Here is a 23,124-nt window from a genome sequence, read left to right as displayed (position 1 = left end):
CTTCATCCTCCACGCGGCGTCGCTGGATCAGGGTTTCCCCCATTGTCCAAAATTCCCCACTGCTGCCTCCCGTAGGAGTCTGGACCGTGTCTCAGTTCCAGTGTGTCCGTTCACCCTTTCAGGCCGGATACCCGTCATAGCCTTGGTAAGCTGTTACCTCACCAACAAGCTGATAGGACGCAGGACCATCTCAAAACGCATTGCTGCTTTGACCTCTGCTTGATGCCAAGCTGTGGTCTTATGCGGTATTAACTCCGATTTCCCGGAGATATTCCCCATTCTGAGGGAGGTTTCCTACGTGTTACTCACCCGTTTGCCGCTAAACTCTGCGATACTCTGCAGAGTCCCGCGCGACTTGCATGTGTTAGGCACGCCGCCAGCGTTCACTCTGAGCCAGGATCAAACTCTCCATAAATATTTATATTTATAAGAGATTTGTCTATAAGCTCTAAATTATTGATATTGTCTTTTAAACGAGAATCTTTCGATTTCCCATTTGAACTGACTTTTACAAAAGACTCTTGAATTACATGATTGCCTCTTTTACGAGGCGCTTATCTGCGTGTTTTTTCAGTTTTCAAAGAACTTTTGAGAGAAAAAAAATACCTCTCATCTTTACTATCTGCTTTTGGGCTTCAGTAAAGACTCCATCGCCATTAAATCAGTCGGAGACAGACCCTTTCGGAATCTCACACTTTTTGAATTATTCTAAAAATTCTAAGCACTTGTTTAGAATTAATTATCTTTTCTTTATTTGATATAAAAAAGAATTTTTATTTTTGCGAGCTGGATACTGGATAAAAATAATTAAAACAAATTTTTTTTAACCTGTCAAGTCTTCCGCTATCAATTGTACGAACTGTATTACTGTATTATTAATTTATAACATTTAACAATATTTAAATTTTCTTGTCAAGCGCTCGTTTAATATATCTAAAAAAGGCAGTATAATTTTTATATACCAAAACATGCAAAAATTACCTGCGACCCGTCTTTATTTTCATATGCATTGCAGCTAGCTAGTCAGTATATTACATTTATATTTTTTTGTCAAGATCTACACTCAGATAAACAATAAAGCGTTATTCTGCCTAAAGCAGAAAGCTGCCTCTTTTAAGAGCAAAAGTCTTTATTGTTTTTACTCCAATCATTGACAGAAATTAAATAAAGAAATAAACGGTTATTGCGTTTGCTGTTTGGGCTATTACTTTATATCTTATTCCGTCTGAAACAGAAAACCGCTTCTTTCATTGATTACAAAAAATACATGAAAAAACATTATCAACAAACAGTAAGAATTTTATATCTTTTTGACACACCGCAATTTTTTTCTCTTACAAGAAAGAAGAGGACGAGAAACTAATCTGACTTTATTTTATTCTTCCACTTCTCCTCCATTTCCTTTGAATGAAGAGAAAAATGAAGTTACCGTTGAGAATGCGATCATTTTGAAAGGTTAAGGAACACTTATTAAGCCTTCAGCGACGCCACGCTGAATTTAATTCAGAGCTGTCAATTCTTTAATGGAAAATATTATTTTTGTAATATTTTTATGTTTCCATTTTTTAAGCCACAACGGACTAAAACACATTACAATACAGATATCTTCTCTGCCGCCGCCGCAAGCGTTTAAGCCGTCAAATAATAATACGAGGAATTCAAGGATATCTGTTTAATTTTTTGGTGAGGAATTCTTTTTCTTGTTCTATTTTTCTATTGATGCCTAAGTCCTTAGAAAACATTATGCATTGGACAATCAGCAAAATGCGAAACTCTACACAGTGCAGAACGGCGGCAATAGCCCTGTAAAAGCATCTTTGTAAAATTGAAACAACATGACGTTAAACAATTTACATCCGCTCTAAACTTACTCAATACTGCACTGTAGGAGTAAGAATATCTCTTTGGGTAAGCGGTCTTGAAAGCGTTATTCCGCCAAAAGACGTGCATCGGCTCAACGCTACATATAATTGTCCGGGAGCAAACGAGCCGTATTCCATATCAATAATAATATTGTCAAAAGTTTTTCCCTGACTTTTATGTATGGTAATCGCCCACGAAAGTCTTAAAGGGTACTGTTCAAAAACCCCTGCGCTTTCTGTTTCTATCTGCCCTTTCTTTTCGTCCCATCTGTATTTAAACAATTCCCACTTATACCGCTCAACATTTTCAACTTTTTCATTTGGGAATTTTACCTGTATTAACGCTTTATCGGGATCTACGCTGCCTTTTATATCCTCAACTACGCCTATGCTGCCGTTAACCCATCTGTTTTTCGCGTCATTATTTAACATCATCACCTGCGCGCCTTTTTTTATTATAAGTTCGAGTTCGGCGGGCATAACTTTTAAATTTTCTTCTATATCTTTGGTTTTCGCCATAAAACGCACTGGTTCACATTTTATTTTTAAAAGATATTTGCGGTTTATAAACGCTGCTCTTTTGTTTGTAGTTGTAAGATATACAGCCATCGGTTTATCAGAATTTTGGGACGATACTCTTTTGTTGAGTTCAGAAATTTCGCAGGCGCCTGCCGTTCCATCGCGTACATTATTTAATAATTTAACAAAGTTACCGTCCCGTTGTCTGTATATTTTCTTAAGCTCCACAGTGCGAAGCATGCATTTACCTAAAGACTTTGCGCTTAAAAAATAAGGAGATTTGTAAATAGAATTAAATATTTGATACTCTTCTCTTTTTACCACAGGCGGCAATTGTCTTAAATCTCCTATAAAAACCATTTGCACGCCGCCAAACGGTTCCTGCTGGTTTCCTCTGTTTAGTCTTAAAAATTTATCTACGCAATCTAAAATATCGCAGCGCAGCATTGACGCTTCGTCGATAATAATTGTTTTAACTTTTTTATATATAGATTTTTCCGAAAGTTTTTTCCCTTTTATTTTTGAAAGCGTTACGTCGGGTTTAAAATTAAAAAACGAATGCACTGTTTCACCGCCGCAATTGAGAGCCGACACGCCGGTCGGAGCAAGAACTATAGTTCTTTTATTTGCACGCTTTACATAATAATGTAAAAACGTGGTTTTTCCGACGCCAGCTTTTCCGGTAATAAAAACGCATTCGCTGCCGCTGTTTATTAAATCATAAGCGCATTTAAATTCATCGTTTATTTCAATTTTGTCTTCCATTTTGTCTTCCATAAATCCTCAATTGAAATGTCCTTTTCTAAATCTGCGTCTTTTTTGCCAAAGCGGAAATGATAAACGTTATTTACGCAGAACTTTGCGCCTATTCTTGTTTGCCATATCAATATTGAAAGGACAAAGCAATTCCGCTATAAAATTCATTTAGTTATCCGTTTGACATGGATTTCCAGCATTCAACGGCAAAGTTACTCCGCCTTTCAAAATGACAGACAGGGACATTAACGTATTTTCAAAAATATTTTTAAGATTTAGAGATTCTATAAATACAACCTAATCAAACCAACCCGCAAATATTTTATCTCTTACCTCTAAAATACGCGTCTAAAATCGGTAAAACAGCTTTTTAAGCGTGCTTTACCGATATCTCTAATAATTAAAAGAGACATAAAGATTTGTTTGACAGTCCGCCGCCGCTTAATTTTGACGGACAGTTATCAACAACTTATACACCAGCGGTTTTGCAACGATTAGCCGTCTAACACAGTATTATACATTTTAAATTTCATATTGATTTTTCAATATGTTTTTGCAAATTATTTTTTGATATACTTCTATATCTAGATTCTCAAACAAAAAATAAATAAGATTTATCAACAGTTAAATTTAAGTTCTTTCGCAATTCTCTCCAAGTCTTCCAAAGAATAATAATAAATTTCTATTTTGCCTTTTTTGTTTGTCCCTGAAATATTTACTTTTGTACCAAGTTTTCTCTGGATTTCTTCTTTCAAAGATGCAAATTCTATTTCTTGCTCTTTTTGTTTGACAGACTTCTTCTCAGGTTTAAACCCGGCAACAATTTTTTCTACCGCTCTCACTGAGAGATCCTCATTCAATATTCTATCTGCAACAGCTCTCATTTTGCTTTTATCTTCCATTCCGGCAAGCATCCTGCCGTGGCCTGATGAAATTTTACCTTCAGCTATCAATAATTGTATATCCTCCGCCAGGGATAAAAGTCTCAATGAATTTGATATTACAGATCTATCTTTACCGACAATTTCTGATATCTGCTCATGCGTATGCCCAAACTCCTCAATAAGCTTTTTAAAAGCTTTTGCCTCTTCTATAGGATCTAAATCTTCTCTTTGAAGATTTTCAATCAATGTCATATCAAATTTCTGTTTGTCATCCGCAGACCGCTTTACTATAGCTTTTATATTTTTGTCGCCTGCAAGCTTAGACGCTCTGTATCTTCTTTCGCCTGCAATAATCTCATATTCGCCAGAAACTGCCGACGCGGCAACCAAAATAGGCTGTACAAGTCCATATTTTTTTATTGAATCCGCAAGTTCTTGAAGCTTCGTCTCATCAAACTTATTTCTAGGCTGAAATCTGCTAGGCTTAATTTTATCTAAAGGTATTGTTATTATTGTCTCATCTGCTGATGGTTTATTCATCGACAATGACGGCATCAATGATTCCAAACCTCTGCCCAACGCTTTTTTCTGCATACTTTATTTCTCCTTGATATATAAGTCTGTTTTCAATTTCATAACCCGCACTGACTTTAAAACTTTATTCTCCGCTCTGTTTTGAAAGAAATTCCTCAGCAAAACACATATACGCTTGAGCACCTTTGCCCGACGGATCATACAGTAGAACAGGCTTTCCAAAACTCGGAGATTCAGCAAGTTTTATTGTTCTCGGTATTTTCGTTTCATAGACTTTTTCTTTAAAGAACTTTTTTACTTCTTCTATAACCTGATCCGCAAGATTAGTTCTTGAATCAAACATTGTAAACAAAACGCCTTCCAAATCTAAGTTATAGCTTTGCATTAACGCGAAAATCGTCTCTGAAAGCTGTCCTAATCCTTCCAGCGCAAAAAATTCGCATTGCATAGGAATTAAAACGGCGTCTGCCGCAACCAGAGCATTTATCGTAAGCAAACCGAGAGACGGAGGGCAATCTATAACAATGTATTTATATGCTTTTTGCAGTTTTTCCAACGCAGATTTCAACTTTTTTTCTCTGTCGGCCATATTAACCAAATTTATCTCCGCTCCGCTTAAATCGGTAGTCGCAGGTGCAATATCAAGTCCGGCTATAACGGCACTCTGCAATATATCCTCCAAAGAAATCTCGTCTATTAAAACATTATATATGTTTTTTTCAAGATTACTTTTGTTAATTCCAAATCCGCTTGTAGCGTTGCTTTGCGGATCCATATCAATTAACAGACATTTTTGCCCCAAATGCGCTAAACTTGCCGCAAAATTGATTGCAGTAGTAGTTTTTCCTACTCCGCCTTTTTGATTAGCGATTGCGATTACCTTGCTCATTTAAAACTCCATTTATATGCTGCTGTTGTATTATGGGGATTTGTCTGATAGATTTTTATGTTTCACGTGAAACATGAAGTAATTGTTTTGGCGCGATAGACTAAATTTCAACCACTAAGATTAGATTATAAAATCTTCTAAACTAGCTATTATATCAAATATGCGTAAATGCTGCCATAACGACATGAATTCAGAAATAGAACATATTTTCCAGCCCGGAGTTAATATCATAGGCGCTGCCAAGATAAGATTTTTACTCTGCCGAGCTTGGACGATTTTGTTTATTCTCCAATATCATTATAATAGCATTTACGATACAGCTTATTTCGTCAAGACTTTCCGTCTCAGCTTGTAACAATACTCCTTTTCTCTTTCATCAAAGAGGGAATGGATATTAAAGTTTGCGATAGTTCATAAGAGTAATATCTTTGTCTTTCCCCTTTTTTCAAGAGAAACTTTTTTTTGAACATCATCGCTGGAAGAGGATTCGTCTTCAAAAACTTATCAATATACTTTAAAATTAAAGAAAACTCAAAATGAAAAACAATATACCGTTACATTATGCCGGTTGTAAAAGCTTAAAAAGAATAATAAACAAAGATAGCAACGACACTTCCCTGCTAATACTAAAACTTCTCTCATAGGAAAAGTTTTAGATAAAATAAATTCTAGATTATCTTTTATTTGGAAAAAGGCAACAGAACGCTGGATTTTCAGTTCAGTTTTTATTGGCACTGCGCTCTTTTTAGATTATCATCTTGTATAAGCCAAATCGCAATATTTTAAATTTGATGGAAAAGAATGAACGACAAAACGTAAAATCAGCAATTTTGCATTTAAAAGATATGCAATATATGAAAACAATTTTGATGAAAAAAATGCAAATTTTCACCAAGGAAGCGCAATATTCCCAAATTGATTCTTTATTAATATTTTCGCTACGCAAAAAAATCCAAGCCAAATCTCCAAAAAAAGTGCGTCTAAAAGAACCATAAGAGCCAATGTGATTGGGAGCAAGCGTTCTGTCGGACAGCAGAGGCAAATAACTCAAAAAAAAGACTGCGCCCACGCGTTTAAGCATCCTTTTTAATGCGCAAAAACCACTTAGAACTTCGCTTAAATCCATATGCCAAACAATATTTATAAGGACGAACTTCTATTAAACCAAGTACTTCGATTAAGAATGATAATTGGAGCGCTGCGCTCCATAAAAAGCCTCTCTTCTTTAATTCCGTCAAAAAAACATTCAAAAATGCATTCTACGACAAGACAAATTTTTCAAAAGAAAAAATATATAGAAGTTTAATTACTTTCAAAACACTTATATAAACTTCTATGAGTATCAAATACTATATCAGCTTTTGACAGCAAAGCTTCCGGCAAACTTGTAGCTACGGCGCAGCAATACATTTTTGCAGCCTTTGCCGATTTTATGCCGTACGGAGCATTTTCTATAACTACGCACTCTTCAGGTAAAACTTTTAAATTTTTCGCAGCAATTAAATAAGGATCGGGGTACGGCTTCCCTCTTTTCACTTTATCTCCAGCAACAATGGTATCAAACAAGTCGTACACATCTTTCGGCAGCATTTTTTGCGCTTCTTTTAGAGAAGAACCTGTGACAAGCCCCACCAAAACGCCATTATTTTTTAATGATTCTATAAATTCCGGCGCGCCTGTAAAAATATATCTTTTAAAATACCGATTAAAAATTTGTTCTCTTTCTTTGCGGATTTTTTGTGTTACCTGACGGAATAGCGGTTTACCAGACTGTTTAAACGCAAGTTTTATCACTTTATCCCATTTCGCACCTTCCATCTCAAAAATAATCATAGGACTTATCCGCACGCCATACTGTTTTAAAACCTCAAACCATGAAATAAAATGGTACGGCATTGAATCTACTATTATGCCGTCCATATCAAACAACGCTGCTTTAAAAATTTTTGTTTTGAATTTCTTTAATTTTTTATTCATTTATTTCCCGCTATTGTTACGATATTCTTCCGCCATCGTTTTTTTTTAACCGGCTCTGTGCGAGCGTGAATTTTTAACGGCATAGACTTATTGGATAAATATCTTTTATACGTATGCAAATATAATTAAATCTTTTTTTCAAATTGTTCTGCGATAATGCGCAGCGACCTGTAATAATTTATCCCGCCAAATTTCTGATAGCCCAGCGTATCTGCAAGCTCTCTAACCAGAGTATTTATAACCGCAAAGCATTCCTCGCCGCCAGATATTTATTACCTTTAAAGCAAATACAACCAACAAAAACGAGCCTGCAGTTACCTGCAAGCTCTACATATAAGACAGCTAAACAAATGAAGAAGTTTCAGCTTTGACGAATTAGATTTATAAAGAAGCGAACAATGGGAACCCATAGGAACGCCAATATTCCAAACAGGTATCTCGTCAATCTAATAACTTGAAAAACAATCAAAATAACCATTATTAAAAGAAGACGTAAAACAAGGTTTATAACCTTTGAAGACAATTTCAGTCGCAGAAAGATTAACAGTATCTAATTTATTTATAGGAATAAATTTAGGGTTTACAAATCTATAAAACTTATAACCGCCGTTAATAACAACAACAGCAATAGCGTAAATACCCAGCTTGCCGCAGTCAGACGACAAACATATATACATATACTTTTTTTCATTTTCTTAGTTGTCCTCAATTCTGTAAACTGAACTTTTTATATCTTCACACAGCTCAATTAACTCTCTCGGAGGCTCGCCAAACTTACCGCAATAACCGCTTTATTAGCGACTGTGCGGAAATGTAGATACTGCGTGTTTCCTTTAAAATGTATTCCGCAACGCTCTCAACGTTTCCTGCCATTCTATTATCCTACAATACCAAAATCTAAAATCCTTTTTATCTTTATCTTCATCATTTTCATTCGCCAGCGGAAACATCATTGCCTTAGACTTTATAATATCAGCGTCATGCTTTATATCTTGATTGGTTTATTTAACTACATACTACTATTCATATGCTTAGTTCAAATGATTTTGAAAGGCACCCCCTTAAATGGTCTTAGAAATCTAAATTATCCTTCATTCCCTACTTGTTTCGTGAATGGAGGATTGAATTATGCCCATCGCACTGCCTAACTGTAGCAGGGGAACCTTTATAATATTCAACACCGCATATATATTATCTAGTACGGTCGGTGTCCCTTGATTTGTTTGATTTGCTTGATTTGCTTGATTTGCTTGCGCACCAATATGTTGCACAGTAATAGTAAAGTTATCCAGCAAATTAGTTATGTATTTCACGATGTGCGGAGTGAGTATCAAGCATTTTATAGCTACCACTGCAACCGCTATAGTTATTAGATTTTTCAGAGTCCCAAGAAAAAATCCATCGCCAGCTTTAACCGTCACGTTAACAATTATAGGTTGTGTTTCTGCCTTTATTTCTGGCACAGGTAATGCACTTGGCAACGGCGACACGCTGAGCATTGATTAGGCAGCTTGCCGCAGTCAGACGACAAACATATATACATATACTTTTTTTCATTTTCTTAGTTGTCCTCAATTCTGTAAACTGAACTTTTTATATCTTCACACAGCTCAATTAACTCTCTCGGAGGCTCGCCAAACTTACCGCATAACCGCCTTATTAACGACTGCGCAGAGATGTAGAGATACTGCGAGTTTCTTTTAGAATGTCTTCAGCAGCGCTCTCAACGTTTTCGGGCATTTATTTTCTCTTTAAACACTTACTTTTTACAACTAACACCTACAAACTTGCCAGATTTATTATAGCCTTTACTATTAACGCCATATTTGTTAAAGTCTTCTCTGTCACGTCGCGTATGTAGGTGAAAGCCATCTCTGCCATATAATTCTCTGTCATAGCCTTCTCTGTTATAGCCTGTGTCCTTATGATAGCCATCTTTGCCATAGCCTTCTCTGTCATAGCCTTCTGCGTTATAGCCTGTGATCTTATGATAGCCTTCTTTGTCATAGTCTGTGCCATCGACATCAATACAATGGCCTTTTCTGTTAAAGCCTTCTCTGTTATAGCCTGTGTCCTTATGATAGCCTTTTTTGTCATAGCCTTCTTTGTCAATATCATGCATGTCAAAGCCTTCTCTGTTATAGCCTGTGTCCTTATGATAGCCTGTGTCCTTATGATAGCCTTCTCTGTCACAGTTTGCTGTTCTGTGAAAGCCATCTCTGCCATAACCATCTCTGTCATAGCCTTCTTCGTCATAGCCATCTTCGCCATAGACGGGCGGCTTAAAGAAACTGCAATCCTTTATATTACAATTTTTTCTGTTATAATACTTTCTAGATACATAAACAATACCAGCAAGAATAACAGCATAAACGACAGCATTAAAAGCCCAATATGCAACTGGATTATCTAGGTTAATCGTAGGAACATATCCATACCAAGAAAACCAAGAAGAAGACGCAGCGCTATCAGGCAAGACTGGTGCAGTTTCTCTCGGCGAAGATGTTGGAGCGGGAGATTTTGAAGGTTCAAGAGCAGTCTTTGATGTCTGCGTCGGCGTTAGAACGTCTTCTCTTCCTTCATCATTCTCAACGACAGTATTCACAGTGCTTACATGATTAGGCAGCTTGCCGCAGTCAGACAACAAACATATACATATACATATACATATAATTTTTTTCATTTTCTTAGTTGCCCTCAATTCTGTAAACTGAACTTTTTATATCTTCACACAGCTCAATTAACTCTCTCGGAGGCTCGCCAAACTTATCTAATAACCGCTTTATTAACGACTGTACAGAAATGTAAATATTGCGTGTTTCCTTTAAAATGTTCTGTAACGCTTTCAACGTTTCCTGCCATTCTATTTACTCTTTGAACACTCGTTTGAAAATCAGTCTGCTTATATGCGTTATCGTTTATAAATGTTCTATCTTCAGTCTCGTAGATTTTCGCCTTATCGTGGCATGCGCCATACACTCTTTCGCCGATAAGACTTATGTATGCGCAGGCTCAAATAAGTACATGAAAGGATATACACAGTTAACAAACAAGTAAAGTGAAACAAGAACAATAAAATCATAATAAAAAAAATACAAAATATAATCTATACCCCAAAAACCCGTATTAATCGTAGGAGAATACCAAGAAACACAAGAAAACCAAGAGGAAGACTCAACATTAGCGGACAAGCTGGGATTAGTTCCTTTCGGCTCAGGTGTTGGATTTGGCGTAAATGTCGGTTCAGGTGCGGGAGATTTTGAAGACTCGAGGATTGGAATACCTTCCCCGCTATCAGCGACAGTATTCACAGGGCTTCCATGATTAGGCAGCTTACCGCAGCCAAACGACAAACATATACATATACATATACATATAATTTTTTTCATTTTTTTAGTTGTCCTCAATCCTGTAAACTGAACTTATTATGTCTTCGCACATATCAAACAGCTCTCTCGGAGGCTCGTCAAACTTATCTCATAACCGCCTTATTAACGGCTGTGCGGAAATGTAAATATTGCGTTGTTTCCTTTAAAATGTCTTCTGTAACGCTCTCAACGTTTTCAATCATTCTATTCTCTTATTTAGGGAATTAATTTATATAGGGAAACCTTGCGCTCGCAACTTTATTCTACCTGAATCATAATAATTCAAATGCATTTTAAATTTCTTCCTCAACCAAGTTTTCAGAGGTTTCAGCTTTGACGGATTAGTAAAAAGTCGGGAAAGGCTGAAATTATTTCTTGTTTTGTATTTACCCAATTATAGGAAAATTCAAAAGCACGCTGCGCCGGCATATTTTTATTTTTTTAACAGTTTATATTCGACTGAATCGGAAAGAGCCTGCCAGCACGCATCTATAATATTTTCGCTGACGCCGATTGTTCCCCAGCTTTTTGAGGAATCGGAAAATTCAATTAGAACTCTTACTTTTGCAGCCGTGTTTGCGGCGCTGTTTATAACTCTCACTTTAAAATCCATCAAAAATACGCTTTTTATATCCGGATAATATTTTATCAGCGCCTTAAACAAACAATTATTCAAAGCATCAATCGGTCCTTTTCCTTCCGCAACGCTATGCTCTTCTTTGCCTTTCACATTAAGTTTAACCGTCGCTTCGGAAACTATGCTTCCGTCCGTATCTTTTTCAATGATAACTCTGTACTGCATTAAAGAAAAGAACGGTTTAAAAGATCCTAAAGCTTTTTTTGCAATTAAAAAGAAAGAAGCCTCGGCATCTTCATATTGGTATCCGTTATTTTCCTTATCTTTAACTATATCTATAACTTTTTTAACTTTTTCAGAGGCGCTTTCAGCAGCGGTATCCTCAATGCTCAGCGACATTTCGCTGGCTTTAGATATGACATTGCTTTTACCTGATAAATCGCTTATCAAAATTCTTCTCGCGTTCCCGACAAGGACAGGATTTATATGTTCGTAAGTTTCGGGATTCCTTTCTATTGCGGAAACATGAATTCCCGCTTTATGCGCAAAAGCGTTGTTTCCGACATACGGTCTTGTATCGTCTGGTATGAGATTCGCTATTTCATTGACATACCTTGAAAGCTCCGAAAGTTTTTTTATATTTTTTTTGGAAGATATGCATTCGTAGCCTCTTTTCAACTCAAGAGCAGGTATTATTGAACACAAATTTGCATTTCCGCACCGCTCGCCGATTCCGTTCATCGTACCCTGAACCATTATGCAGCCTTCCTCAACGGCAGCTATGGAATTTGCAACGGCGCATCCGGAATCATTATGGGCGTGTATTCCAAATCCAATTTTTGGAAAAAGACTTATTGTTTCCCTGACAATCTTTTGTATATCGGACGGAAGCATTCCTCCGTTAGTCTCGCAAAGGCAAATGGTATCCGCGCCGCCGGCAATGGCAGCCTGCACCACTTTAACAGCATACTCTTTATTACTTTTATAACCGTCAAAATAATGTTCCGCGTCAAATATCACTTCGAGTTTTTTAGATTTTAGGAAAGCAACGCTTTCAGAAATCATTTTTAGATTTTCTTCGTCCGTAGTTTTAAGCGCATATTTGACGTGCAAATCCCACGATTTGCCAAATATACACACCGTTTTAACTCCCGACTTAATTATCGCGCATAAATTCTCATCTTCTGAAACTTCGATTCCCTTGCGCCGCGTGGAACTAAAAGCTACAAGTTTTGCATTTTTGAAACCTAAGCTGCCAAGTTTCTTCATTTTAGAGAAAAACAGTTCGTCTTTTGGGTTAGAACCAGGCCAGCCGCCTTCAATATACGAAACTCCAAAAGAGTCCAAAGCTTTTGCTATTTTTATTTTATCTTCGACGGTAAAAGCTATGCCCGCTCCTTGTGAACCGTCCCTTAAAGTTGTATCAAATATTGATATTCGTTTCACTCTCACTCCTAAATCTAAATTTGCGTTATAACTGCAAAGATACGCCAATAAAGATTCTAACAAATTAAACTGAGTTTGTTCAAAACGATGAAAAACACAGTTCTGTCATTGCAGATTTGATTATTATGATGTTTTGCTCTTACCGCTGCAATACGCTGTCTATGCAGTTTGAATATCCTCCGCCGTTATTGTTTGCCTAGAGGAATTTTTTCTGACGCCGATTCTTCAACGGCGGAGATATTTTGCGCAGTTTTTGTTTTTTCTATATAACTTCTGTAAACGGGAACGGCTATGATGCTCAATATGGTCACTATAACAATCACCACTATAAATTCTACTAATGTGAACCCTTTTTTCGAGATCACATTAAATTCTCCTGCTTTTTTTTAGACAAACCAAAATCTTTGTGCAGTTCATCAACCGCTTTTATCACATCAACTTCGTCAATAATACACGATATTTTAATTTCGCTTGTGGAAATCATTTCAATATTTATGCCTTTTTTGGAAAGTATTTCAAACATTTGCGCCGCCACGCCCGGATTGCTTTTCATACCTATGCCAATAATTGAAATTTTTGCAATATGTTCGTCGCAAATAACGCTCGCTCCGTCAAATTCAGAAACTGTTTTATCAAGCTCCATTTGAGTTTTTTTCATATCCTGCCTGCTTATGGTAAAAGAAATATCATTTTTTTTATCGACAGCTGCAGACTGGACAATCATATCTACGTTGACGCCGATTTTTGCAAGCCCGCCAAAAATTTTTGCGGCAACGCCCGGAAGATCCGGCAAATCTATTATTGTAAATTTCACCTGATTTCTATCAAAAGCTATTCCCGAAACAAGCAACGCTTCCATCTTCTTCCTCCTGATTTTTTCTTCGCTTGTTATTATAGTTCCCTGATTTTCGCTGAAAGTGCTTCTTGAATGTATTTCAACGCCAAACTTTTTTGCGACTTCAACGCTTCGCGACTGCAGCACTTGAGCGCCGGATCCTGCCATTTCAAGCATTTCATCGTAAGACACATAATCAATTTTCTTCGCATCTTTTATAACTCTGGGATCAGCCGCATATACTCCCTCGACATCAGAATATATCTCGCATGAATCAGCCTCTAACGCCGCCGCTAAAGCGACAGCGGTTAAATCCGATCCGCCTCTGCCTAACGTAGTTATATCGCCGTTGGGATTTAAAGCCTGAAAACCGGCAACTATGACAATGTTATTTTTATCAAGCTGGTCTTTAACTTTTTTCTGATTTATTTTCTTAATTCTTGCACGCGTATGATCCGCATCCGCCGTAATCCCCGCTTGAGGTCCGGTCATAGAAATCACTTTTGCGCCCACAGCGTCGATTGCCATAGCAAGAAGCGAAATTGAAACCATTTCGCCAGTTGCAAGCAGCATATCCATTTCCCTTACGGGAGGATCAGACGTAATTTTATTAGCCATTGTAAGCAGGTCGTCGGTCATATCGCCGGGCGCCGAAACCACCGCGACAACTTTATTGCCAGCTTTCTTCTTCGCAACTATTCTGCTGGCAACATGTTTTATCTTATCGGAATCCGCTACAGACGAACCGCCGAACTTCATTACCACAAGAGCCATATTATTTTCTCCTAATTTATAACTGTTTCAATACAACGCAAGACGCATTATTTCAGGACTTTAAGCCAGAACTAACATCGCCGTTTGTTTTCTTTCCCCCGACAATGCTCTTTTTCTCAAATACGCAGACAGACGGTAATTAACATAGATAGGCGCAAGGTTTCGATCTCTCTCCGCAACAATAACAAAGCAGTTAAAGATCTCGGCTGTTTAAAATAAGATAAAACGCCGAATCCGAAAACATCTCAAAGCCGCAGATAGGATACACGTTCTATCTGACTGCAAATTCCCGACAACGGCTGCCGCCGCAACGACAAACTTAAAGAATTTCTTAATTAAAGCTATATTTAAATTTTAAAAATCCCTTTAGTGTCAAAATCCAATATATGCGCTTTTGCCGAAATATTCTCTTTTTCCCATCTTTCTACCATCGCTTTTTGAACGTCTATCGCAACCTTTTCAGCGCAAAAAGCGGCAAGCGTAGGTCCAGAACCTGAAAGAAACGCGCCGTAAGCTCCGGCAGATACCGCCGCTTCAAAAACCTCATTCATAGCAGGAATCATTTTCTCTCTATAGGGTTGATGAATTTTATCCCGCATACCTTGTTTGAGAAGCAAATAATCTCCGCTGCAGAAAGCAGCCGTAAGCATCGCAACTCTTGAAATGTTAAAAACTACGTCCTTTAAGTCTAAGCTTTCAGGTAAAATCCGTCTTGCGCGTTCTGTTTTCAGCTCAAAAGCAGGAACGCATAAAACGGCTTTAAGTTTTGGAATGGGCAGATGCACGATAGCGTTGCGATCTCCAGTCTCGTCTTTACTGCATATGCACAAACCTCCAAATACTGCAGGAACAATATTATCCGGATGTCCCTCGATTTTAACGCCAAGGTCTGCAATCTGAGATTTATCCAGCTTATCTTCGCACAAAGCATTCGCAAGAGCAATGCCCCCGACTATAGCTGAAGCGCTTGAACCAAGCCCCCTGCTTAAAGGAACGCCGGCATTAATCTTTATATTCAAATTTCTTAAATTATATTTACTTTCTCCCAAAAACTTAAAAGTTTCTTGCATCGATTGCCAAACGAGATTTTTCTCGCCTTTAGGAAGCGAATCTTTTCCTTCGCCTTCTAATATAAAACTTGTTTCTTTTGAGTCCGGAACATATTCAGTTTCAAACTCATTGTACAGCGACAAAGCCGTTCCAAAAACATCAAATCCGGGACCTAGATTCGCCGTCGTCGACGGCACGCGTATCTTTATTTTCATTTTCTTACCTGTTATTAACAAACCGCAACATGAATGTCGCGCGCGGTATTAAACAAATCAATTTTATACCGATTGAACTTCTTTTATTTCAGGAACCGCTTGTTTAATTGCATTCGTAACGCCGTACTGCAAAGTCATAGCAGCCATAGGACAGCCGCCGCAGGATCCCGTAAGCTTCACTTTCACGACGCCGTCGTTCTCGCTTACGTCTATCAATTCAACATTTCCGCCGTCCGCGCGCAAATGAGGTCTTACAGACTCCAAAGCCTTTTCAACTCTCTCTTTTAAACTCATCATCTATCTCCCGTCATAACCTTTACTTTCAAAAAATTTCAAAAACCAAAATAATTGAAATAAATATAATTTTTTAAACACAATCACGCTCTTTTTACGCAATTATTATAACATAATATAAGGCGCGTATCCACCGCACAACAAAGACCGATATTATTTTTTTTTAGTTTAAGTAAATTTATAACAGCTGCAAACAAATATATAGAAAACGATTACCTTTACTTATTCTCTTTCTTTTAACCGCTCTTTTACTTTTCAGTTTTTTAAAGAATATTTCTCGTTGTATTTCTCACATTTCATTTTGTTTTCTCTTGTAAAAACAGCCAAATTTATTGCCTGCCTTTTAAAAAAATATCAAGAACATCTCTGCAACATCTGCGATTTTGCAGCTCTTTTTGAATTCCTTATTTTCTTATTTACACAATTCTTCATTTTTATTTTAATGGTTGTTTTTTTCTTTTATATTTTCTTACGATTGTTAAAAAGAACTATATATGCTCCTGTCGCTTACCATTTTGAGAAATTTTCTATACTGCGTCCTGCTATCTTCCAAATATCAGCTCATATAAAACATTGGGCTGCGTAAATATTAGAAATAACGCTACCGATATTTTCCCGTTCCGTCGTTCTCGCTGTCAAAAAGACGTACAGTTCCAAACTGAGCGCACTCGACAACCGCGTTTAATAAGTCGTTCGTCCCCGACTATTTTTCAAACAGCCCTTTTAACTCTTTACGCATTCAAGTACAAAAAAATATTCTGATGAAATATAAGCTGCCCGTTCTATTGAAGCATCAATTTGTCCTATAAAATCCTGCCTCATTTTGAAATTGACGGGATAGAACGACTGTCTTAGCAGGAATTACTCACAGGCATACTATGCGTTTCTTTAAAAAAATATAAAGAAGTTTCTATGCGGTTTCTCAATTCGCCTTCCGCTAATATCAATTTCTGCCTATACTTTCGCAAAATATTTATGCCTTCTTGTTTTTTTATTAACGGCGGAAGCGGTATCTCGGAAGTTGACATACTTTTCAAAAGCCTGTCATTCATATAGAGGGCTATATTTCTGACGAAGACAGGGAAGTTGCTGAGGAAATTGCTTAACAATTACAAAATATTGGAAACAGCTACATTAGAACCGTATTCTTGCTTTTTCCAAAGACAAGGCTTATTCTACTATACAAATCGATTTGGCAAGAGAATGTATAAATGCCAATATTACAGAAATTTCGGAGACTCAAAAAACCTTAGACAAAGCTGTTGAGAACTATGATTATTACATCATCAACACAATCTCACAAGAACCACCGTATTTGAGATTGCCTAAAGTTCAAGTATTTTCATATATCATATATATTGACTGTGTGGGGATTTTCATTGCTTAGATTTAAATGCTCTCAATATGTTTATCAATTCAGTTCTTTGTGTAGTTGATATCAACTTTCTATCCAACAATAAGTCTAAATGTTCTTTTGCAAGACAATTATATTCTTTAACCATTACTTTAAACAAGTCGTATTTTATAGCACCTCTGGTAGTAAGATTTATATACATATCTTCAATTGCTTTCTGAGATCCCCTATGTAATTGCATATGAGGTGTTGGTGCAAGTGCTAACAAATTTTCTAAGACATCTGCTCCGCCTTTTGCAAACTCAATTATATGATGAACCTCAACATAGTTTTTACCATCTGGACGCTCAAATGTTATAGTCCCTGCCTGACATTGATAATTCTCTCTAATACGAGCCAATTCAGCAATTAAATTATTGCGGCGCTTAGAGCCATCACTACTATATGTTGGGTGTTTCAACGAATAAAAATTTATATTTTTAATAAAATCTTTTTTATTAAATAATTGTTTAAGAGTATCTAAGTTATATTTTATTAGAACATCTTTCATTGCAATATCAGACTTATTACCCGAACGTAAATCTAATTGATTGATAATCTTATTAAGGTCAAGAACATTTGCTGGCAATTCTCCAAGTAAATCTATGGCTTCTTGGGTTAAAGTATATTTTTCTGTTATATTATCTTTTTCTAAAAATCCAAAATCTTCTAAGAACAAAATATATGTCTGAAATTTAAACTGCGGTTCTTGAGAGCTTGTATAAGAGAATAATGAGCCGTCTGATTCTTTCCATCCCATTTCGGAGAAAAAGTATTGTATCTGACTATTGTTGTCTCCTGTTGGAAGCTGATTTCCAATATCCAATGCTCTCTTTAAGATAATTGCTTCATCTTGTAAAGTATCAATTCTCCCCAAAAGAATTGAAATTTCAAAATTCGTAACAGGTCTTTTTATGTCATTGATATATTTTAAAATTGCATATGTCGGATGATAATTTGCATTGGCAGTTAATTTAATACCTTTTAAATTATTAATCAAATCGTTATTATTAATGTTAATGCCAAAACTTAAATTCTTCACAAAAGTTGATATTTGTTCGAAACTTAAAGACACGAAATCTTTACATCTATCAAAATTTATAGTTTTTTTCTGCCGAGATATGGATTTGATTAGCCCCCAAAAAGCACACAACTCCATATAATGACGGAACATTCTTCCGCTTTTATCTGAGTCTTTATATTTTATATCCAAATCTCTAAATATAAAATAATTCTCCTCAAATTTCTTATCTCTATTTTCAGGATATACTCCTGCTAATATTTTATTATGAATTAAACCCATTATTTCTTTATAATTATTCCCTTCCGAAGTAACAACATCTTCTATAAGTAATAAATAACTCGCCAATACTTTCAAAACAGAAAGTCCTATTTCCGAAAATGTTGGTCTCGGCATATTAATTATTTGGTTATGAAAATTCTCAAAGTTTTCCTTTGAATCAGTATAATCTTTGAAGTAATTTCTTATTTTACCAGACATAGAATTTTATTTCTCCGTTTTTTTGAAATTTATGATATTTTGGTGCATATGATTTATTTTGAACGAATAAGGATATCCAAAAGGATATAAAGGTTTATTATCCTGTAGTAATATAATAGTGCCTACAAATTCAAACCCTATATCACATAATAATTTAATTACATCTGCCTGAACACAAATCTCTTTTTTATCAACAGTAAAATTGCTAATTACTATAGAACAATATTTATTGCTCCTTAGTTTATTAAATGCTTGCTCCATAATTTTCTGAAATAGCAATAAAAAATCATTATAACTTTTTTGATTACCCAAATCATTTTGTTTATCAGAGTAATACTTAACTCCTATCCTTGAGCCACTGCGATAACCTTTCACTGAAGAATCTTTTCTTAATCCATTTGAATTATTTTTCAAAATATTATGATATGGTGGAGAAGTAATAATATAATCAACAGCATTTAATTTCGGAATTTCTTTCAAAGAATCCCCAACGATATATTTAAAATCTTTGCTTCCTATAATTCCTTTTTGTTTGAATCTTTTCAAAGCGAGTTGTTTATATTCCTTACTCAAGTCTATGCCTATGGACTTTCTATTTAAATTATAAGAAGCCAAAGTAGTAGTTCCAGAACCCATAAAAGGATCTAAAACTGTCATTCTTTCTTTTGTAAATAAAGATATCATTCTTTCAATATCTTTGATTAAAAATGGTGCGGGATGATTAAAAGCTGGTTTATCATCAATACATTTTTTTGACAAGAAAAAACTCTTTGTTGATTTGAGCCACTCTTTACCAGTCAAATCATTTAATTTGTTTCTATCATCATACCTCCCTACAATATCCGTCATATAGATAATCCTTTGTAAATACTATTTGAATGTTTAATGGAAAAATAAAAATCCGATATACCTATTCCCTCTTTATTAAGGACATTAGCTTCACTACTTCTTTTATTTTTTTGATACTGTGAATTATTAACAGAAAAACCAGAATTTATTATTGCTGAATTCAAAGCCTGCCAATCAGCAACAGTATTACTGTTAAATGTTAGAACTATAGTGCCATCTTGAGCTAACAATCTGTGGCAATTGGTAAATACTTTTTTCATATCCGCTATATATTTTTCATATTTTTTCTGTCTATTAACAACAATTTCATCATTCAAAGAAACCTTATATATATTTGAAAATTTTTCAAGCCAAACATTCCATACTTGAGAAAGTTCTCCATATTGTATTATAGAACCATATGGTGGATCAGTAAGTATAAAATCAGCAACAAATCCATTGTTGATTTTTTTACTATCTTTTAACATTACAATTCCGTCAACATCATTTATAGCCCTAACATCAGTGGAATAAGTGTAATTTGGCAAATAAGACGACCTTGACTTCAGACATTTTATTATGCCAGCATTACCAAATATAGATTTTTCAAATTGAAGAACTGGATTTTGCTCCATATATGATTTTAAGTCTAAAAATGCTGGTCTTCCCCAGCTTGTAGATAATGGTCGGTTTGTTTCCTCGCTTCTCAAAGCACACATCTTAGTTGTTAAATGCACTGTTTTCAAAAAAGCAAACATTAACGCGTCTCTTTCAGAGTTATAATTGCTATTTATCTCGTTGAATATAAGAGATAGTAATTCTACATTTCTTTCTGTCCAGAGATTAGAGATATTATCTCCGCCAATTTTGTTAATAAAGGCTGGTGCAATAGAGAATAATTGTTTTAGATTAAAATTTGGCTTCCACAAATTAAGAGTTGTGTTATATGGAACTGTTTTAATATTGTCAGTGATTGTTTTCTTACAGTGAGAACATTTATAGGAACGTGCATAACGAATATTGTTTTCTACTCTGTAATTGTATATATCGGTTAACTCTCCGCAATTAGAACATTTACCTATAAAATTTTTTCTGTATATCGTTGTATTCTTAGCTTTTTTTAAAATTTCCCGCACATACAATATAATATTATTTGAATTGAAATTTTTTGAATAGACATTGATGAGAAATAATGTTAATGGATTTATATCTGCGACTATTGGTTTCCTGTAGGTTTTTATTGCTTCAAGAAACGTCAAACCACTTCCTGCAAAAGGGTCATAGACAATATTCTTTTGTCGTGTATATTGCCGTATGAACTCCCCCCAAACATTATGAGGCTTCTTGCCCCAATATTTTAGCCCTCTATACAATGTTGGTCTTGAAGTTTCATCTACATTTTTTGAGAGTAACAATGGAGACTCCTATTATCGAAATATTATTTTTATAATTATGCTATTTTCTAAATTATGGATAACTTTAAAATTCAGACATAATATTTTCTATTTCTTTTGTTTTCTCTAAATTTTTTTTCAAGAGATTTCTCGCGTCTAACGATAATTTATCTATATCTTTTTGGACTTTGGCTGAAATCATTGGAACTTCTATATTATAAATATCAGAAAGTTTTAATTGAATTTTTGTTTTTCATTGCTTGTTTTTTTAATTTAATACTCTTCTTGATTTGTATTATACTATTTTCTTTAAGCCTTAAATAGGCGGCAATATAATTAACAGACATATTTAATTCATGGTTTAATCTTATACAGGTTATGAAGCAGGAAGGGATTGTTTTATATATGTCTTCTTTTTGAAAAACAGCAATCTTAAAAATAGTTCTACGAGAAGATATCGAGAAGATATTAAAGTATCGTTATTTTGTAAAAGATACCTATTTTTCTTATAATCAGGCGTATTATAAAACAAACAATCCTTAAAAGATATTTCATTGTTTTGAATATCTGCCAACCGTATAACTCTATATCAATAGAATAAAGGCTTACCTGCAAGTGAAAGACGAAACAACTCCAAAACTTGAAGAGTATTGGGAATCTCAAAATTCTTTATGGGTAGTGTTTCAAAACTTTGGATTGACGTGGACTTGAACTTAAGGCAAAGAATAACGAGTTTAACAACGCCTTCAGGATTTTATTTTAAGGATAAAATTGTTGAACCCATTAGAACCACTTATTTTACAAGGGTTTTTGTATCTAAAGAAGCCTTAAATATAGTTGAGCGCGCCCAAGAGGAGTTGAACCTCTAGCCTTTTGATTCGTAGTCAAATGCTCTATCCAATTGAGCTATGGGCGCACTTGAGTGATTTTATGAAATATTTCGAGTCTAAGCAACGCCTTTACTTATTTTCAGCGTGTTTTTTTGAATGATTTGAGAAGCGTTTTCAGATGCGTGAAAAACGCGAGAAAGACTCTTTCGCCATCTCTATACACCTGAAAAGACACAGTTCATCTGTCTCGTTCTGCCGACAAGTTTCTGCCTTGCTATTCTCATAAAAGCAAGCATTTAATTAACAAAACATACGGCATTATAATAAGCGCTGCCGCTCCGCGACTGACAAAGAGTTTACCGCTAGCATGTTTTTAGACAGACTCAGTCCGTCAGACTTTGGGATTTTTATTGTTAGAAATCCTTATTTGAAGGAGACGCAAGCAAAAGATTTATAAAGCGATTATTCTTGCGTATTTTTTTACGCACAAGCCGGAGCGAGCGCTGCGTTTCCGCGGAATATCCAGCACTTCGCGCGACAACTTATGGCAGAACGTTTGAATTCTCAACTACGACAGACAAAACTTAAATTACTTACTGTTTACAAACAACATCTTTTTTTCATGCCGCCGGCTGCAATCAATGCTAGTCGCTTTTGTCGGAATAACGGCAAAAAAACAGTCTGCTTTTCAGCATTTTTCTATATTATTGACGGGTCTGGCTGGCATTATACAGAGGAAATACGCATTCAAAACATAAACTAAAACGCTGCCAACGGGATTTGAACCCGTGATCTCCGCCTTGAGAGGGCGATGTCCTAAACCGCTAGACGATGGCAGCAGTATAAATCTATTTATTTCCGCGTAATATCCGTAATCTTTCCCCGCCGTAGAATTCACAAACAAAAATTCTTATTTACTTCCCGATTCTACTCTCCAAAAATATTTTTCAGCCGAACTTCAGAAAGATAGATTTACACAACAAGCTTTTCAGTCAATAACAAACGCTAATCTATTTACGACTTTAAATACGTCTTATGCTCTTGGCGATATTGGTTCAAATGTTACTTTTACCCACGATTCGATGTATAACAGATACAGTCTTTATTGACAGCATACCGAAAGCAAGTTTTTAAATGCGACAAACGTCTCCCTGTCTGTTGCTCAAACTTATACAATAAATACAATGTTATTCCTTTG

General features: G+C 35.6%; 20 protein-coding genes, 2 tRNA genes and 1 rRNA gene. 2 read left to right on the top strand and 21 right to left on the bottom strand.

What is annotated here, in order from left to right; genetic code table 11:
* From LE179_RS02450 to LE179_RS02435, 4 genes are all read right to left on the bottom strand, one after another.
* Positions 1–415, bottom strand: a 16S ribosomal RNA gene (locus LE179_RS02450); the annotation flags it as partial.
* A 1,456-nt stretch (positions 416–1,871) separates the two neighbouring features.
* On the bottom strand, positions 1,872–3,158 hold the full coding sequence (locus tag LE179_RS02445) for an ATP-dependent RecD-like DNA helicase (protein WP_374128785.1): 1,287 nt from the start codon (positions 3,156–3,158) through the stop codon (positions 1,872–1,874).
* Positions 3,159–3,754: 596 nt separating this feature from the next.
* Positions 3,755–4,615, bottom strand: a complete 861-nt coding sequence (locus tag LE179_RS02440) for a ParB/RepB/Spo0J family partition protein (RefSeq protein WP_374128784.1) — start codon at positions 4,613–4,615, stop codon at positions 3,755–3,757.
* Positions 4,616–4,679: 64 nt separating this feature from the next.
* On the bottom strand, positions 4,680–5,444 hold the full coding sequence (locus LE179_RS02435) for a ParA family protein (protein WP_374128783.1): 765 nt from the start codon (positions 5,442–5,444) through the stop codon (positions 4,680–4,682).
* A gap of 788 nt (positions 5,445–6,232) precedes the next feature.
* On the opposite strand from LE179_RS02435, the gene LE179_RS02430 reads away from it, so the two are divergent.
* A complete protein-coding gene (locus LE179_RS02430; RefSeq protein ID WP_374128782.1) occupies positions 6,233–6,439 on the top strand; it encodes a hypothetical protein in 207 nt (68 codons plus the stop codon).
* A 307-nt stretch (positions 6,440–6,746) separates the two neighbouring features.
* On the opposite strand, the gene LE179_RS02425 is transcribed toward LE179_RS02430, so the two are convergent.
* The 15 genes from LE179_RS02425 to LE179_RS02355 form a co-directional block, all read right to left on the bottom strand.
* Positions 6,747–7,421, bottom strand: coding sequence for an HAD family hydrolase (locus tag LE179_RS02425; RefSeq protein ID WP_374128781.1), 675 nt, complete (start codon positions 7,419–7,421; stop codon positions 6,747–6,749).
* A gap of 446 nt (positions 7,422–7,867) precedes the next feature.
* Positions 7,868–8,098 (bottom strand): hypothetical protein, encoded by a 231-nt coding sequence (locus tag LE179_RS02420; protein ID WP_374128780.1) that lies wholly within the window; start codon positions 8,096–8,098, stop codon positions 7,868–7,870.
* A 414-nt stretch (positions 8,099–8,512) separates the two neighbouring features.
* Complete coding sequence (locus tag LE179_RS02415) at positions 8,513–8,920, bottom strand: hypothetical protein (protein ID WP_374128779.1); 408 nt, start codon at positions 8,918–8,920, stop codon at positions 8,513–8,515.
* Positions 8,921–9,180: 260 nt separating this feature from the next.
* On the bottom strand, positions 9,181–10,104 hold the full coding sequence (locus LE179_RS02410; protein WP_374128778.1) for a hypothetical protein: 924 nt from the start codon (positions 10,102–10,104) through the stop codon (positions 9,181–9,183).
* 4 nt (positions 10,105–10,108) lie between these two features.
* A complete protein-coding gene (locus tag LE179_RS02405; RefSeq protein WP_374128777.1) occupies positions 10,109–10,270 on the bottom strand; it encodes a hypothetical protein in 162 nt (53 codons plus the stop codon).
* 147 nt (positions 10,271–10,417) lie between these two features.
* On the bottom strand, positions 10,418–10,810 hold the full coding sequence (locus LE179_RS02400; protein ID WP_374128776.1) for a hypothetical protein: 393 nt from the start codon (positions 10,808–10,810) through the stop codon (positions 10,418–10,420).
* Between the two features lie 412 nt (positions 10,811–11,222).
* On the bottom strand, positions 11,223–12,812 hold the full coding sequence (gene cimA / locus LE179_RS02395) for a citramalate synthase (protein WP_374128775.1): 1,590 nt from the start codon (positions 12,810–12,812) through the stop codon (positions 11,223–11,225).
* 185 nt (positions 12,813–12,997) lie between these two features.
* Positions 12,998–13,177, bottom strand: coding sequence for a prepilin-type N-terminal cleavage/methylation domain-containing protein (locus LE179_RS02390; protein WP_374128774.1), 180 nt, complete (start codon positions 13,175–13,177; stop codon positions 12,998–13,000).
* On the bottom strand, positions 13,174–14,421 hold the full coding sequence (locus tag LE179_RS02385; RefSeq protein WP_374128773.1) for an aspartate kinase: 1,248 nt from the start codon (positions 14,419–14,421) through the stop codon (positions 13,174–13,176). Before LE179_RS02385 ends, LE179_RS02390 begins: the two co-directional genes overlap by 4 nt.
* Before the next feature lie 347 nt (positions 14,422–14,768).
* Complete coding sequence (gene thrB / locus LE179_RS02380; RefSeq protein ID WP_374128772.1) at positions 14,769–15,686, bottom strand: homoserine kinase; 918 nt, start codon at positions 15,684–15,686, stop codon at positions 14,769–14,771.
* A gap of 63 nt (positions 15,687–15,749) precedes the next feature.
* Entirely contained in the window at positions 15,750–15,980 is a 231-nt protein-coding gene (locus LE179_RS02375; RefSeq protein WP_374128771.1) for a NifU family protein, read from the bottom strand.
* A gap of 851 nt (positions 15,981–16,831) precedes the next feature.
* Positions 16,832–17,032, bottom strand: a complete 201-nt coding sequence (locus LE179_RS02370) for a hypothetical protein (RefSeq protein ID WP_374128770.1) — start codon at positions 17,030–17,032, stop codon at positions 16,832–16,834.
* A 324-nt stretch (positions 17,033–17,356) separates the two neighbouring features.
* Positions 17,357–18,874 carry a hypothetical protein gene (locus tag LE179_RS02365; RefSeq protein WP_374128769.1) on the bottom strand — a complete coding sequence of 506 codons (1,518 nt, stop codon included), beginning with the start codon at positions 18,872–18,874 and terminating at the stop codon, positions 17,357–17,359.
* A 6-nt stretch (positions 18,875–18,880) separates the two neighbouring features.
* Complete coding sequence (locus tag LE179_RS02360) at positions 18,881–19,723, bottom strand: DNA methyltransferase (protein WP_374128768.1); 843 nt, start codon at positions 19,721–19,723, stop codon at positions 18,881–18,883.
* Positions 19,720–21,117, bottom strand: a complete 1,398-nt coding sequence (locus LE179_RS02355) for a DNA methyltransferase (RefSeq protein ID WP_374128767.1) — start codon at positions 21,115–21,117, stop codon at positions 19,720–19,722. The genes LE179_RS02360 and LE179_RS02355 overlap by 4 nt, the downstream gene beginning before the upstream one ends.
* 629 nt (positions 21,118–21,746) lie before the next feature.
* Here LE179_RS02355 and LE179_RS02350 point away from each other — a divergent pair.
* Complete coding sequence (locus tag LE179_RS02350) at positions 21,747–21,965, top strand: hypothetical protein (RefSeq protein ID WP_374128766.1); 219 nt, start codon at positions 21,747–21,749, stop codon at positions 21,963–21,965.
* Here LE179_RS02350 and LE179_RS02345 read toward each other — a convergent pair.
* Both LE179_RS02345 and LE179_RS02340 read right to left on the bottom strand, forming a co-directional pair.
* A tRNA-Arg gene (locus LE179_RS02345) sits at positions 21,939–22,012 on the bottom strand. The two genes, LE179_RS02350 and LE179_RS02345, sit on opposite strands and share 27 nt — an antisense overlap.
* A gap of 679 nt (positions 22,013–22,691) precedes the next feature.
* Positions 22,692–22,765, bottom strand: a tRNA-Glu gene (locus LE179_RS02340).
* Positions 22,766–23,124: the final 359 nt, after the last annotated feature.

It is taken from the genome of Candidatus Endomicrobiellum agilis (genome assembly GCF_020328115.1).
Classification (GTDB): domain Bacteria; phylum Elusimicrobiota; class Endomicrobiia; order Endomicrobiales; family Endomicrobiaceae; genus Endomicrobiellum; species Endomicrobiellum agilis.
Note: the sequence above shows the minus strand (reverse complement) of the source record. Positions and strands in the feature narration are given on the sequence as shown.